Annotated in this window: 11 protein-coding genes, 2 tRNA genes and 1 pseudogene; 5 read left to right on the forward strand and 9 right to left on the reverse strand. The window is 70.9% G+C overall.

The genetic code is table 11. The features are described 5' to 3' along the window. Positions 1–173 precede the first annotated feature (173 nt). Both JNW87_RS25845 and JNW87_RS25850 read left to right on the forward strand, forming a co-directional pair. The gene (locus JNW87_RS25845; RefSeq protein WP_238454574.1) at positions 174–419 is read left to right on the forward strand and encodes a hypothetical protein; all 246 of its coding nucleotides are present in this window, start codon (positions 174–176) and stop codon (positions 417–419) included. Between the two features lie 61 nt (positions 420–480). After that, complete coding sequence (locus JNW87_RS25850) at positions 481–942, forward strand: N-acetyltransferase (protein WP_238454575.1); 462 nt, start codon at positions 481–483, stop codon at positions 940–942. A gap of 7 nt (positions 943–949) precedes the next feature. Here the strand turns inward: JNW87_RS25850 and JNW87_RS25855 are convergent, their stop codons facing one another. Then, the gene (locus JNW87_RS25855) at positions 950–1,900 is read right to left on the reverse strand and encodes an L-threonylcarbamoyladenylate synthase (RefSeq protein WP_109803756.1); all 951 of its coding nucleotides are present in this window, start codon (positions 1,898–1,900) and stop codon (positions 950–952) included. 209 nt (positions 1,901–2,109) lie between these two features. On the opposite strand from JNW87_RS25855, the gene JNW87_RS25860 reads away from it, so the two are divergent. Together JNW87_RS25860 and JNW87_RS25865 are read left to right on the forward strand one after the other, a co-directional pair. Next, positions 2,110–2,661 (forward strand): hypothetical protein, encoded by a 552-nt coding sequence (locus tag JNW87_RS25860; protein WP_238454576.1) that lies wholly within the window; start codon positions 2,110–2,112, stop codon positions 2,659–2,661. Between the two features lie 54 nt (positions 2,662–2,715). After that, positions 2,716–2,934: a hypothetical protein gene (locus JNW87_RS25865; RefSeq protein ID WP_238454577.1), complete on the forward strand. Its 219-nt coding sequence runs from the start codon at positions 2,716–2,718 to the stop codon at positions 2,932–2,934. A 560-nt stretch (positions 2,935–3,494) separates the two neighbouring features. Here JNW87_RS25865 and JNW87_RS25870 read toward each other — a convergent pair. The 7 genes and pseudogenes from JNW87_RS25870 to gyrB form a co-directional block, all read right to left on the reverse strand. After that, complete coding sequence (locus tag JNW87_RS25870) at positions 3,495–3,914, reverse strand: DUF2267 domain-containing protein (protein WP_161557939.1); 420 nt, start codon at positions 3,912–3,914, stop codon at positions 3,495–3,497. 236 nt (positions 3,915–4,150) lie between these two features. Next, a tRNA-Ala gene (locus tag JNW87_RS25875) sits at positions 4,151–4,226 on the reverse strand. A 46-nt stretch (positions 4,227–4,272) separates the two neighbouring features. Next, positions 4,273–4,401: a DLW-39 family protein gene (locus tag JNW87_RS25880; protein WP_236648192.1), complete on the reverse strand. Its 129-nt coding sequence runs from the start codon at positions 4,399–4,401 to the stop codon at positions 4,273–4,275. Positions 4,402–4,441: 40 nt separating this feature from the next. Beyond that, positions 4,442–4,515 (reverse strand) — tRNA-Ile (locus JNW87_RS25885). A 152-nt stretch (positions 4,516–4,667) separates the two neighbouring features. Further along, positions 4,668–5,593 (reverse strand): annotated as a pseudogene (locus JNW87_RS25890) (DUF3566 domain-containing protein). A gap of 4 nt (positions 5,594–5,597) precedes the next feature. Further along, positions 5,598–8,117 (reverse strand): DNA gyrase subunit A, encoded by a 2,520-nt coding sequence (gene gyrA, locus JNW87_RS25895; RefSeq protein ID WP_238454578.1) that lies wholly within the window; start codon positions 8,115–8,117, stop codon positions 5,598–5,600. A gap of 129 nt (positions 8,118–8,246) precedes the next feature. Beyond that, positions 8,247–10,193, reverse strand: coding sequence for a DNA topoisomerase (ATP-hydrolyzing) subunit B (gene gyrB / locus JNW87_RS25900; protein WP_238454579.1), 1,947 nt, complete (start codon positions 10,191–10,193; stop codon positions 8,247–8,249). Between the two features lie 526 nt (positions 10,194–10,719). Between gyrB and JNW87_RS25905 the strand changes: the two genes are divergently transcribed. Continuing rightward, positions 10,720–11,274, forward strand: a complete 555-nt coding sequence (locus JNW87_RS25905) for a hypothetical protein (protein WP_109803755.1) — start codon at positions 10,720–10,722, stop codon at positions 11,272–11,274. Positions 11,275–11,357: 83 nt separating this feature from the next. Here the strand turns inward: JNW87_RS25905 and JNW87_RS25910 are convergent. Then, positions 11,358–11,917: DUF721 domain-containing protein (locus JNW87_RS25910; RefSeq protein ID WP_238454580.1), on the reverse strand; the 560-nt coding region annotated here is incomplete at its 5' end.

The following is an 11,917-nucleotide window of genomic DNA, read 5'->3' on the forward strand; positions in this document are numbered from 1 at the left end:
CCGCCTCCGCCACCACCGCCGCACAGCCGAGCAGGCCGGCCGTGCCCGTCACCGTCGCGCCGACCACGCCGTCGCTCGCCGCCGCGACCCTTATCCCGGCCAGCCGGACGCCCAGTCCGCGGGCCACCTCGCGGACGCCGAGCCCGGCCCCGCCCGCGGACCCCATCGTCGCCATGCGCCTGTCGATCCGACAGCAGGTGGAGACCGGCCAGTTGAACCCGGACGCGGCCAAGGACCTGCACGCCAAGGTGGACGCGATCGCCAAGGAGATCGCCGAGGACGACCCGGACCGGGCGGAGGAGCAGATCAGGAAGCTGCGCGACAAGCTGTCCGAGCTGCTGCGGGGCGGCAAGCTGACCGCAGGCGGGTACGACACGCTCAGCGCGAACGTCGACCGGATCGCCGCCGAGCTGCCGTAGCCGCGGGTCGGCCCGGGCAACCCGGTCGAACTGATCGCCCGTGGACGACTAGGGTGCGCCCGTGTCGTCGCCACGCCTCGAGAAGATCACCACGGACAACGTCCTGGCCGCCTGCGCGATCGCGGTCCGACCCGACCAGGAGGGGCTGGTCGCACCGGTCGCCCGGTCGCTCGCCGAGGCGTACGTGCAGCCCGACGTCGCCTGGCCCCGGCTGATCGTCGACGGGGACAGCCGGGTCGGCTTCCTGATGGCCTTCTTCGACATCCGGTGGCGCGACGACGACCCGACCGACGTCCGTTCCGGGCTGTGGCGGCTGAACATCGCCGCTGGCCAGCAGGGCCGGGGGTACGGCCGCTTCGCCGTGGATGCGCTGGCCGCGGAGGTCCGCCGCCGGGGCGGCAGCCGCCTGTTCACCACCTGGGTGCCGGGCGACCACGGTCCCGAGCGCTTCTACCGGCGGCTCGGCTTCCGGCTGACCGGCGAGACGAGCGGCGACCAGGTGGTCGGCGAGCTGGAGCTGTGACCCCGTCTCAGTGCCAGGTGGCGGCCGCCCGCCGCAGCCGGTCGTTGATCGCCCGGCCGACTCCGACGTCCGGGACCGGCTCGGCGACGATCTCGGTCACCCCGGCCGCGTCCAACCGGTGCAGGGCGTCGAAGAGCCGCGCGGCCGCCACGGTCAGGTCACCCTCCGGGGAGAGCACCTCCACCGCCGCCCAGCCGTCCGCCGGTCGCTCCCGGAAGGCGAGGAAACCGAGCCGGTTGCCGTCGCCCGGCGCCGGCTCCGCCGCCCCCAGCGTCAACGGGGTACGCGGGGCGTAGTGCGCCGCGAGGGTCCCCGGCGCGACCGGCTGGCCGGAACTGCCCGGGCGTACGATGACCGGCCCGGCCGCCTCCACCAGCGCCTCCACCGGCAGAGCGCCCAGCCGCAGCACCACCGGCTGCACGCCCCGGGCGTCCACGATGGTCGACTCGATGCCGCACCGGGTCGGCCCGCCGTCGAGCACCACGTCCACCGCGTCACCCAGTCCGGCCACCACGTGCTCGGCCCGGGTGGGGCTGAGCTGCCCGAACCGGTTCGCGCTCGGCGCGGCCACCGGCACACCGGCGGCGGCGATCAGCGCCCGGGCCGACGGCTCGTCGGGCACCCGGACCGCCATGGTGTCCAGCCCCGAGGTGACGATCGACGGGATCGCCGCCGGCCGGTCCACGATCAGGGTGAGCGGACCGGGCCAGAAACGCTCGGCCAGCGTGGCGACCCCCGCCGGCACCGCGCCGACCAGTGCCGGCAGGTCGGCCGCGTCGGCCAGGTGGGTGATCAGCGGGTCGAAGCTGGGCCGCGCCTTCGCCTCGAAGATCCGCGCCGCCGCCCGACCGTCCAGGGCGTTCGCGCCCAGCCCGTAGACCGTCTCGGTGGGGAAGGCGACCAGCCCTCCGGCACGGAGGACGGCGGCGGCTTCGGCGATGCCGCTGTCGGCCGGCAGGACGCGCGGGGATCCGGTGGTCACGGACCGACGCTAGCCTGCCGCTCACCCGGCCGTACGACGGGTCGGCAGAGACGCGATCGTCGATCTATCCTTCGCCCCATGCGCAAGCCGCTCCGCATCGCCGGTGCTGACGGGGCTCGGGCGCACCGGTACCGGGCGGGCCGCGAGCCGCGCCGGCACCCCTTCGCCCCGCGATCCGGCTGACGATGCGCCGCTTCTGGTACGCGTCGGCGGGAGTGCTCGCGTTGGTCGGCTGCCTCGGCCTGGCGGCCACCGTGCCCACGGTGCGGCGGGCGATCTCGCCGCGGGCCGCACCGGCGCCGCTCCCGCTGCATGTCACCGGCCCCCGGTACGACCAGTTCATCGTCGACCTCGACCGGTCCGGCCGGTACGCCGTCTGGGCCACCCGGCCCACCACGGCACCGGACCGCGACCGTTGCCGGACGACCGGTCCCGACGGGCGGGCGGTGCCGTCGACCGAGCCGGGTCGGGTCGTGGAGTGGACCGAGGTCGCGACCGACGACACCCGGTGGACCTGGCTGGCCAGCGTCGACGCGCCGGCCCCCGGCAGGTACGCGTTCTCCTGCCGGCTCGACCCCGACTCTCCCGGCCAGCAGTACGCGGTGACCAGGGCGCCGGACGCCCGGCTCGGCGCCCGTCTCTGGCTGGAGCGGTACCTGGGCCTGCTGGTGGCCGCCCTGCCGGTCGGCCTGGTGATCCTGCTGATGACGGTGACCTGGCGGCGCAGCAACGAATGATCCGGTGAGGAACCTGGTTGCCGGTCCCGGGGCGGTGGGCCGAGGATGGCCGCGATGAGTGCGGTGAAGATGCACGCCGACGAGGTCGAGACCGACGCCGACCTGGTACGCCGACTGCTCGCCGGGCAGTTCCCGCACTGGGCCGACCTGCCGATCCGGCTGGTCGCCTCGTACGGGACCGACCACGACATCTACCGACTCGGTGCGCGGCTGTCCGTCCGGCTGCCCCGGATCGGCTGGGCCACCGCGCAGGCGGCGAAGGAAGCCGAGTAGCTGCCCCGGCTCGCGCCGTCGTCGAGCTCGTCCGGGTCCGGCGGTGGATCGTCGCGGGCCTGGCGCAGAACTGGCCCCGAAGGGTGTTCCGCGCCAGGCTGTTCGTTCGGCAGACGCCCCAGCGAACGGATCTCGGCTTGGAATTCGTGCCACCGAAGACGCACCGATCGACCCGTCCGCTGCCGCTGTCGGCTCTGGCCGTCCGGGCGTTGGAGGCACAGCGCGTGCGGCAAGGCCAAGGTACGGCTCGCCGCCGGAAAGGTCTGGTCGGATCTGGGCTTGATCTTCGCCAGCACCATCGGCACCGCAATGGAACCGCGGAACGTCAACCGGGGCTTCGAGCAGCTCCGCGCGGCGGCTGGGCTGGACTGGCTGCACCTGCACGACCTACGGCACGCCTTCGCCACGTGAACCTGAGCCTGGGGATTGCCGGCGAGGCGGTCGCTGACCGCTCGGTACCGGGGTGGGGCTCCTCCGCCGGACGGTCTGGGGTTCCAAACGGTCCGGCTTGTTGCTGTGCGTCGACCCGCTGCTGCTGCTCGGAGCCGGCGATCCCTCCGCTATGCGCCGCGCGGCCTGACCTCAACCCCCGCGCCGGCCTGAATGATCTTCCAGAACTCCTTCGGGAGCTGCGAAACCAGGTCCTCCAACTCGTCCTTGCTAACGGCCTCACCGATGGTGCTGAGCACGGCCCGCATACCTGCGTCGGCCATCGCCACATCGACCCCGGCGCGCCTCGCCACCCGCTCGACAAACTGGTCCAGCTCGAACGGCTCGGCGTTCTGCGACCCGATAGCGGTGGTGGTCTTGTGCAGATGCTGCCGTAGCTCTCTCGGAAGCTGCCCGGCGATGTTGCTCGCCTGACCGGCGGTGACCCGGTCGGTCAACGTTTCCAATGTCGCGCGGCTGACTGCTTCGGCCTTCTCCGACGGCACCCCGGCACGCCTTGCCACGGCCTCTACGAATTCGGCATAGTTCACCTCGAAGCCTCCTCTCCAACGAGGCCACCGTCTACCCGCGCCCCTCACGGTGAAACGGCCTCCTCAACCCGAGGGGCGAGCCCTCGACGAGATGACACTTCGGGCATACGGGACGTGCGGCCAGACGGAGCTCGGCGCAGAACTTGGCGCCCTCGGCCTGCTACTGGCCGATGTTGACCGCTGCATCGGGCACGGATCGGGCACGGCTTGGGAAGCCCGTGACAGGGCGGATGGTGTGGTGGAGCCCAGGGGACTTGAACCCCTAACCCCTGCCTTGCAAAGGCAGTGCTCTGCCAGTTGAGCTAGGGCCCCGAGGGCGGGCGGAGCCGCCTGGTGCTGGCAGTCGGAGAGCGGAGGCTCAGCGCAGGTCGGGCGCGGTGGTCGCCTCGTGCCACAGGGCACGCTCGTCGTTCGAGGCCTTGACCTTCTTGGCCACGACGGCGGCCACGCCGACGATGCCGACCAGGATCAGAAGCTTCTTGAACATGGGGCGACCCCTCGCGCTCGACAACCGTCGGACGGTGCGGTGGGGCTAGCTGGAATCGAACCAGCGACCTCAGAGTTATCAGCTCTGCGCTCTAACCGACTGAGCTATAGCCCCGCGTAGCGACGAGCAAGGTTAACCCATCGCCGCGGCCGGCCCCAAATCGGGGTGCCCGTGGCGGGGCTCTCACTCGTACCAGCTCGAACCTACCCGGATGCGCGACGCCGGGGCGACCGCTTTACGCGGCGCGCCCCGGCGTCCCGGCTGGTTCAGTCCCGCTCGGCGAGCGTCAGCTCGATCCCGCCGACCAGGTCGGCGCAGACGTTGTAGACGAACGCGCCGAGCGTGGCGAGCGCGGTGAAGAGCACGACGTTGACCAGGCCGATCAGCGCGGAACTCATGATCACGCCCTTGGCGGTGATCCGGAAGCCGTTGGTGCTCTGCCCGCCGCCGGCGCTGACCAGGTCGGTCAGGCTGTCGTTGACGCTCTTGAACACGCCCATGGCGTCCAGCGCCAGGTAGAGCACCGAGGTGGCGACGACCACCACGATGAAGAGCACCACCGAGACGGCGAACGCGAACTTCATCACGGACCACGGGTCGATCCGCTTGAGGTTCAGCCGGGCCCGGCGCGGTCCGCGGGACGCGGCCGAGCTGACCGACGTACGCGCTGCGCGTACCGCCTCACCCACGCGGGCGGCGCCGACGGCCGCGGCGCCGCTGATGCCCGGCGGCAGGCCGCCGCCGTTGGCCGGGCGGTTCGGCGGGCCCGGGCGGGCGCGTCCGGCGACGGCTTGGTGGCGGTGCCGACACCGGATCCGACCCGCGGCTGGGTGCCGGTGGCACCGGTCGACGGCCGGGCGGCGCCCGCCGCGATCGGCTGTGTCGCGGCGGGCTTCGGCGCGGCGGGCTTCGGCGCGGGAGCCGGCCGGGCGGCCAGACCGTCGGCAGAGGTCGGCGCGTCGACCTTGGCCTTCTCGGTCTTGTCGCTCGCCGCCGAGTCCTCGGAGGGCTTCTCCGGCGGTGGCGTCATGCCGGGGGCCCGGGTGAACTTCGGGGCAGGCTCGTCGGCGGGGACGGTGGCCCGGCCCACGGCCGCGCGGCCGGTCGCTGGTGTGCCGCCCTTTGCGGCCTCCTCGTCGACCGGGTTGGCCGAGGTCCCCGTGTTCCCCGACTTCGCCTGTGTCTCCGTCATTCAACTAGTCCTGTTCGTCAGGCTCGTCGGCATTGCGAGCAATCGCCACGATAGTCACGCCGTCCGGGAGGTCCATCAGCTTGACCCCCATTGTGTTCCGGTCACGCGTACGGCGTACAGGCTTCACCGGAGTCCGGATGACACCACCGTTGCTGGTGATCGCGAAGAGCTCGTCGTCCGGGTCGATCACCACCGCACCGACCAGACCACCGCGTCGCTCGGTGATCTTCGCAGTCAGCACACCTTTACCTCCCCGGCCCTGGACCGGGTATTCCTCGATCGGGGTGCGTTTCGCGTATCCCCCGTTCGTCGCGACCAGCACGTCCAGGCCCTCGCGGACGACCTCCATGGCCAGCAGGACATCGTCCTCGCTGAACCGCATGCCGATCACGCCCGAGGTGGCCCGGCCCATCGGCCGCAGCGCCTCGTCGCTGGCGTTGAACCGGATCGCCTGCGCGTTCTTGGAGACCAGCAGCAGGTCCTCCTCCGGGGCGACCAGCGCCGCCCCGACCAGCTCGTCCTCGTCGCGAAGGTTGATCGCGATGATTCCGCCGGACCGGGGGGAGTCGAACTCCTCGAGCCGCGTCTTCTTCACCAGGCCGTTCTTCGTGGCGAGTACCAGGTAGGGCGCCACCTGGTAGTTCGGGATTTCGATGATCTGGGCGATCTGCTCGTCGGCTTGGAACGCGAGCAGGTTGGCCACGTGCTGGCCCTTGGCCACCCTACTGGCTTCGGGAAGCTCGTACGCCTTGGCCCGGTAGACCCGACCCTTGTTCGTGAAGAACAGGATCCAGTCGTGGGTGGAGCATACGAAGAAATGGCTGACGATGTCGTCCTGCCGCAGCGTCGCGCCGCTGACACCCTTGCCGCCGCGCCGCTGCGAGCGGTAGAGGTCGGCCTTGGTGCGCTTGGCGTACCCGGTGCGGGTGATCGTGACGACCACGTCCTCGCGGGCGATCAGGTCCTCCATCGAGACCTCGCCGTCGAACGGCACGATCTTCGTGCGCCGCTCGTCGCCCCACTTCGCGACGATCTCGCCCAGCTCCTCGGAGACGATCCTCCGCTGCCGCTCCGGCTTGGCGAGGATGTCCTTGAGGTCGGCGATCTCCAGCTCGAGCTTGGCCAGGTCGTCGAGGATCCGCTGCCGCTCCAGGGCGGCCAGGCGGCGCAGCTGCATGTCCAGGATCGCGGTCGCCTGGATCTCGTCGATCTCCAGCAGCCGGATCAGGCCCTGCCGGGCGTCCTCGACCGTGGGCGAACGCCGGATCAGGGCGATCACCTCGTCCAGGGCGTCGAGGGCCTTCGACAGACCGCGCAGGATGTGCGCCCGCTCCTCCGCCTTGCGCAGCCGGAACGCCGTCCGCCGGCGGATGACGTCGATCTGGTGCTCGACGTAGTAGCGGAGGAACTGGGCCAGGTTGAGCGTGCGCGGCACCCCGTCGACCAGGGCCAGCATGTTGGCGCCGAAGGTCTCCTGGAGCTGGGTGTGCTTGTAGAGGTTGTTCAGCACCACCTTGGCGACCGCGTCGCGCTTGAGCACGAGCACGATCCGCATGCCGGTACGCCCGGAGGACTCGTCCCGGATGTCGGCGATACCGGCGAGCTTGCCCTCCTTGATCAGCTCGGCGATCCGCTCGGCCAGGTTGTCCGGGTTGACCTGGTACGGCAGCTCGCTGACCACCAGGCAGGGGCGGCCCCGCTTGTCCTCCTCGACCTCCACCACGGCGCGCATCCGGATCGAGCCCCGCCCGGTCCGGTACGCGTCCTGGATCGCGGCCTGACCGACGATCAGGCCGTGGGTCGGAAAGTCCGGGCCCTTGACGATCTCCAGCAGCGCCTCGAGGGTGGTCGCCTCGTCCGCCTCCGGGTTGTCCAGACACCACTGCACGGCGGCGCCGATCTCGCGCAGGTTGTGCGGCGGGATCTTGGTGGCCATGCCGACCGCGATGCCCTCGGAGCCGTTCACCAGCAGGTTGGGGATCCGCGACGGCAGGATGGTGGGCTCCTTGGCCCGGCCGTCGTAGTTGTCCTGCAGGTCGACGGTGTCCTCGTCGATGTCCCGCAGCATCTCCATGGCCAGCGGGTCGAGCTTGCACTCGGTGTACCGCATGGCGGCGGCCGGGTCGTTGCCCGGCGAGCCGAAGTTGCCGTTGCCGTCGACCAGCGGGTAGCGCAGCGACCAGGGCTGGGCCATCCGGACCAGCGCGTCGTAGATCGCCGAGTCGCCGTGCGGGTGGAACTGACCCATCACGTCACCGACGACGCGAGAGCACTTCACGTAGCCGCGGTCCGGCCGGTAGCCGGAGTCGAACATGGCGTAGAGGATCTTGCGGTGGACCGGCTTGAGCCCGTCCCGGACGTCCGGCAGGGCCCGCCCGACGATGACGCTCATCGCGTAGTCGAGGTACGAACGCTGCATCTCGACCTCGAGGCCGACCGGCTCGATCCGGTCGTGCGCCACGACGGCGGCGGCTGTCTCCGGGATCTCCGGCTCGCTCGGGGTGGACTCGGGAGTATCGGTCACTGTTAACCCTTATCAGACTCAGAGTCGTTTTCGTGCTGTGGATAACGGCTGTGGAAACCGGCCAAGTTGTGGATAACCCTGTGGACCGCCGGGCCGGCCGGTGGATCTCCGGCCGGCCCGGCGAGGTCCTCAGATGTCGAGGAACCGCACGTCCTTGGCGTTGCGCTGGATGAACGAACGGCGCGCCTCGACGTCCTCACCCATCAGCACGCTGAACAGCTCGTCGGCGGTTGCGGCGTCGTCGAGCGTCACCTGACGAAGCGTACGGGTGGCCGGGTTCATCGTGGTCTCCCACAGCTCCGGATAGTTCATCTCGCCGAGGCCCTTGAACCGCTGGATGTCGTCCGGCCTGGCGTTGGGCTTCTTCTGCTGGCGCAGCGCGATCAGCCCGTCCCGCTCCCGGTCCGAGTACGCGTACTGGGCGTCGTCGCCCTTCTTGTTCCACTTGATCTTGTAGAGCGGCGGGGCGGCCAGGTAGACGTGGCCCAGCTCGACCAGCGGCCGCATGAAGCGGAACAGCAGGGTGAGCAGCAGCGTCTGGATGTGCTGGCCGTCGACGTCCGCGTCGGCCATCAGCACGATCTTGTGGTACCGCAGCTTCTCGATGTCGAAGTCGTCGTGGATGCCGGTGCCCAGCGCGGTGATCAGCGCCTGGACCTCGTTGTTCTTCAGCACCCGGTCGATCCGGGCCTTCTCCACGTTGAGGATCTTGCCGCGGATCGGCAGGATCGCCTGGGTCCGCGGGTCCCGACCCTGCTTGGCCGAGCCGCCGGCCGAGTCGCCCTCGACGATGAAGACCTCGGACTCGCGCGGGTCGGTGGACTGGCAGTCGGCCAGCTTGCCCGGCATCGAGCCGGACTCCAGCAGGGACTTGCGCCGGGCCAGCTTGCGCGCCTGCTGCGCGGCGATCCGGGCCCGGGCCGCCTGGGACGCCTTGGTGATGATCATCTTTGCCTCGGCCGGGTTCCGGTCGAACCAGTCCACCAGCCTGTCGTTGCAGACCCGCTGCACGAAGCTCTTCACCGGGGTGTTGCCGAGCTTGGTCTTGGTCTGGCCCTCGAACTGCGGGTTGGTCAGCTTCACCGAGATGATCGCGGCCAGGCCCTCGCGGATGTCCTCGCCGGAGAGCTTCTCGTCGCCCTTGAGCAGCTTCTTGTCAGTGCCGTACCGGTTGACGACGCTGGTCAGCGCGGACCGGAAGCCCTCCTCGTGGGTGCCGCCCTCGTGCGTGTTGATCGTGTTGGCGAAGGTGTAGACCGACTCGCCGTACGACTCGTTCCACTGCATGGCGATCTCGACCGACATGCCCTCCTCCTCGGAGCCGAACTCGACCACCGTCTTGTGGATCGGGTTCTTCGAGGCGTTGAGGTGCCGGACGAAGTCGGCGATGCCGCCCTGGTAGCAGAAGGTGACCTCGCGCTGCCGGCCGTCCTCCTCCTCCGGCACCCGCTCGTCGACCAGGTGGATGGTGAGGCCGCGGTTGAGGAAGGCGTACTCCTGGATGCGCCGGTAGATGGTCTGGAAATCGAAGTCGACGGTCTCGAAGACGTCCGGGTCCGGCCAGAACGCCACCGTGGAGCCGGTGCGGTCGGTGGTCTCGCCCTTCTCGAGCGGCGACGGCTTGGAGTTGGTGTACTGCTGCCGCCACACGAAACCGGACTTGTGGATCTCCACCGCCATCCTGGTGGAGAGGGCGTTCACCACAGAGACGCCGACGCCGTGCAGACCGCCGGAGACCGCGTACGCCTTGCCGTCGAACTTGCCGCCCGCGTGCAGCACGGTCAGCGCGACCTCGACACCCGGCTTCTTCAGCTTGGGGTGCAGGTCGACCGGGAAACCCCGGCCGTTGTCGGTGACCTCGACCCCGCCGTCTTTCAGCAGCACCACGTCGATGGTGTCGCAGTGACCGGCCAGCGCCTCGTCCACCGCGTTGTCGACGACCTCCCACACGAGGTGGTGCAGGCCGCGTTCGCCGGTCGACCCGATGTACATACCGGGCCGCTTCCGGACGGCCTCCAGCCCCTCGAGAACGGTGATCGACTCGGCGCCGTACTCCTGCTTGTCCTGCGCTGCCACCCTCGGCCACTTTCTCGCGCCGGCCGCGCCAGGGCGCGGAGGCGCGGGTTCGGCGGACAGGACGCGACGTCGGCGCGCACGGACCGGCCCCGGATTCTCCAGGTCACGGATCGCGTACGCCGGTCGCCGCGGTTGCCCGCGGATCGCGATCGGCTCAACCCGATCCGGGACAATGGTCAAGGGCCCTCGGGGCCCGTGTCCGGTCGCTCCGGGTCGGGTCTTCGTCTCTCCGTCAATCTTACTGTGCGCACACGACTAAACCGCCACTCGGCACCCCTGCGGGGCGGCTGAGACCTCCGTAGCGGCCCGAACCGTGCTGTCCGCGACTCCCCCTACACGCAAGGCCCTGATCGAGGGCGCGACCGGCCACCGGATCGGTACCGGGGCGTAACCGCCCAGGGGTCGCGGCCGGACCGGCGGTGCCGTACCTTTGCGGCGCCCGCCGCTGCGGTCTTGATCTTTCCCGGCCGGAACCGGGACGATCGACCCGATCGGTCCGACAACGTGTTGTAAGAGGTGACGCCAGATGGGGCTGGACAATGTCGCGGTGCACTGGCCGCGGACCGGCCGCTTCTACGACCCGGTCGCGCCGGCCGAGTTCGTCGACTTCGGCGAGATCGTGGACATGTCCGGGATCTCCGCCCCGACCGCGGCGCTCGCCGAGCTGATCGCCAAGACCGGCACGGTACGGGCGACCGCGTACACCGAGCTGGTCGACCTGATCCTCGGACTGGAAAATGTGCTCTACGCCACTGAGAACGCCGCCGAGGACGAGGATCCCGTGATCGACCCCGACGGGTGCTCGTGGATCGCCGGCGGGCTGGAGAGGTTCGTCGCCCAGCACCGGCCGTTCGGCGAGGCGGTGACCTTCGAGTCGGTCAGCGAGGTGCTCCGCTCGCTGATGGCCGACGGTCGCCTCGCCGAGCAGCAGCTGCGCTGGCTCGACACCCGCCTGGACGGGTTGCGCGACGAGAACGGCGATCCGCCGCAGTGGAACTTCACCTGCGCCGAGCTGAGCGTGCTCGCCGCCTTCTACCGCCGCTGCGCCGACCGCGGCTTCGCGGTCTACGCCGACGCCTGACCGCGCGATCGCGGCGGCCGGGACTTGCCGCATGTCGCGGTGTCCCGTTGCCGGGAAGCCGCGACATGCCGCGGGCGAGTGGATCAGCCGTAGGTGTCGCGGGGGCCGCGGCCGCGGACCCGGCGGGGCCCCCGGGACCAGGACGGCGCGGCCGGGCCGTGGATGTGCAGCTTGCGCACCACGTTGTGGCCGACCTCGCTGGCGATCTGCTTGATCAGGGAGCCGGCGAGCAGCCGCAGCTGGGTCGCCCACGCGGTGGAGCGGGCCTCCACGGTCAGCTCGCCGTTCTCCAGCTTCACCGGGCGGCTGTGCTGGGCCACCTCCGGCCCGACCACCCGCTCCCAGGCGCCGAAGACCGTCGCCTCGGCCGCCGGCTGCTGCCAGCCGCGCGCCTTCACCAGCCGGTTCAGCACCGCGCCGAGTGGTTGCGGGTCGCGCGGGTCCGGCCCGGGACCGGAGTAGCCGCGCAACCGGCGCTCGGTACCACCACCGCCGTCGCCGCCCACCGCGCTCCGGCGCGGCCTCGCCGCCGCCTGCCGGCGGGCCTTCGCCGCGTCCAGCACCGCCCGGGCCAGCTCCGGCCCCGACGCCCCACCGTCGCCGGCGGTCGCGCCCGTCGAGGCAGGCTCACCGGCTGACGGGG

Origin of the sequence: Micromonospora sp. ATA51, assembly GCF_016802855.1 — a bacterium.
Classification (GTDB): Bacteria; Actinomycetota; Actinomycetes; order Mycobacteriales; family Micromonosporaceae; genus Micromonospora; species Micromonospora sicca.

Bases quoted from the DNA above. Each gene is read 5' to 3' on its own strand.
- JNW87_RS25845 (WP_238454574.1), top strand. From the start codon at position 174: ATGCGCCTGTCGATCCGACAGCAGGTGGAGACCGGCCAGTTGAACCCG.
- JNW87_RS25860 (WP_238454576.1), top strand. From the start codon at position 2,110: ATGCGCCGCTTCTGGTACGCGTCGGCGGGAGTGCTCGCGTTGGTCGGC.
- JNW87_RS25865 (WP_238454577.1), top strand. From the start codon at position 2,716: ATGAGTGCGGTGAAGATGCACGCCGACGAGGTCGAGACCGACGCCGAC.
- JNW87_RS25880 (WP_236648192.1), bottom strand. From the start codon at position 4,401: ATGTTCAAGAAGCTTCTGATCCTGGTCGGCATCGTCGGCGTGGCCGCC.
- JNW87_RS25905 (WP_109803755.1), top strand. From the start codon at position 10,720: ATGGGGCTGGACAATGTCGCGGTGCACTGGCCGCGGACCGGCCGCTTC.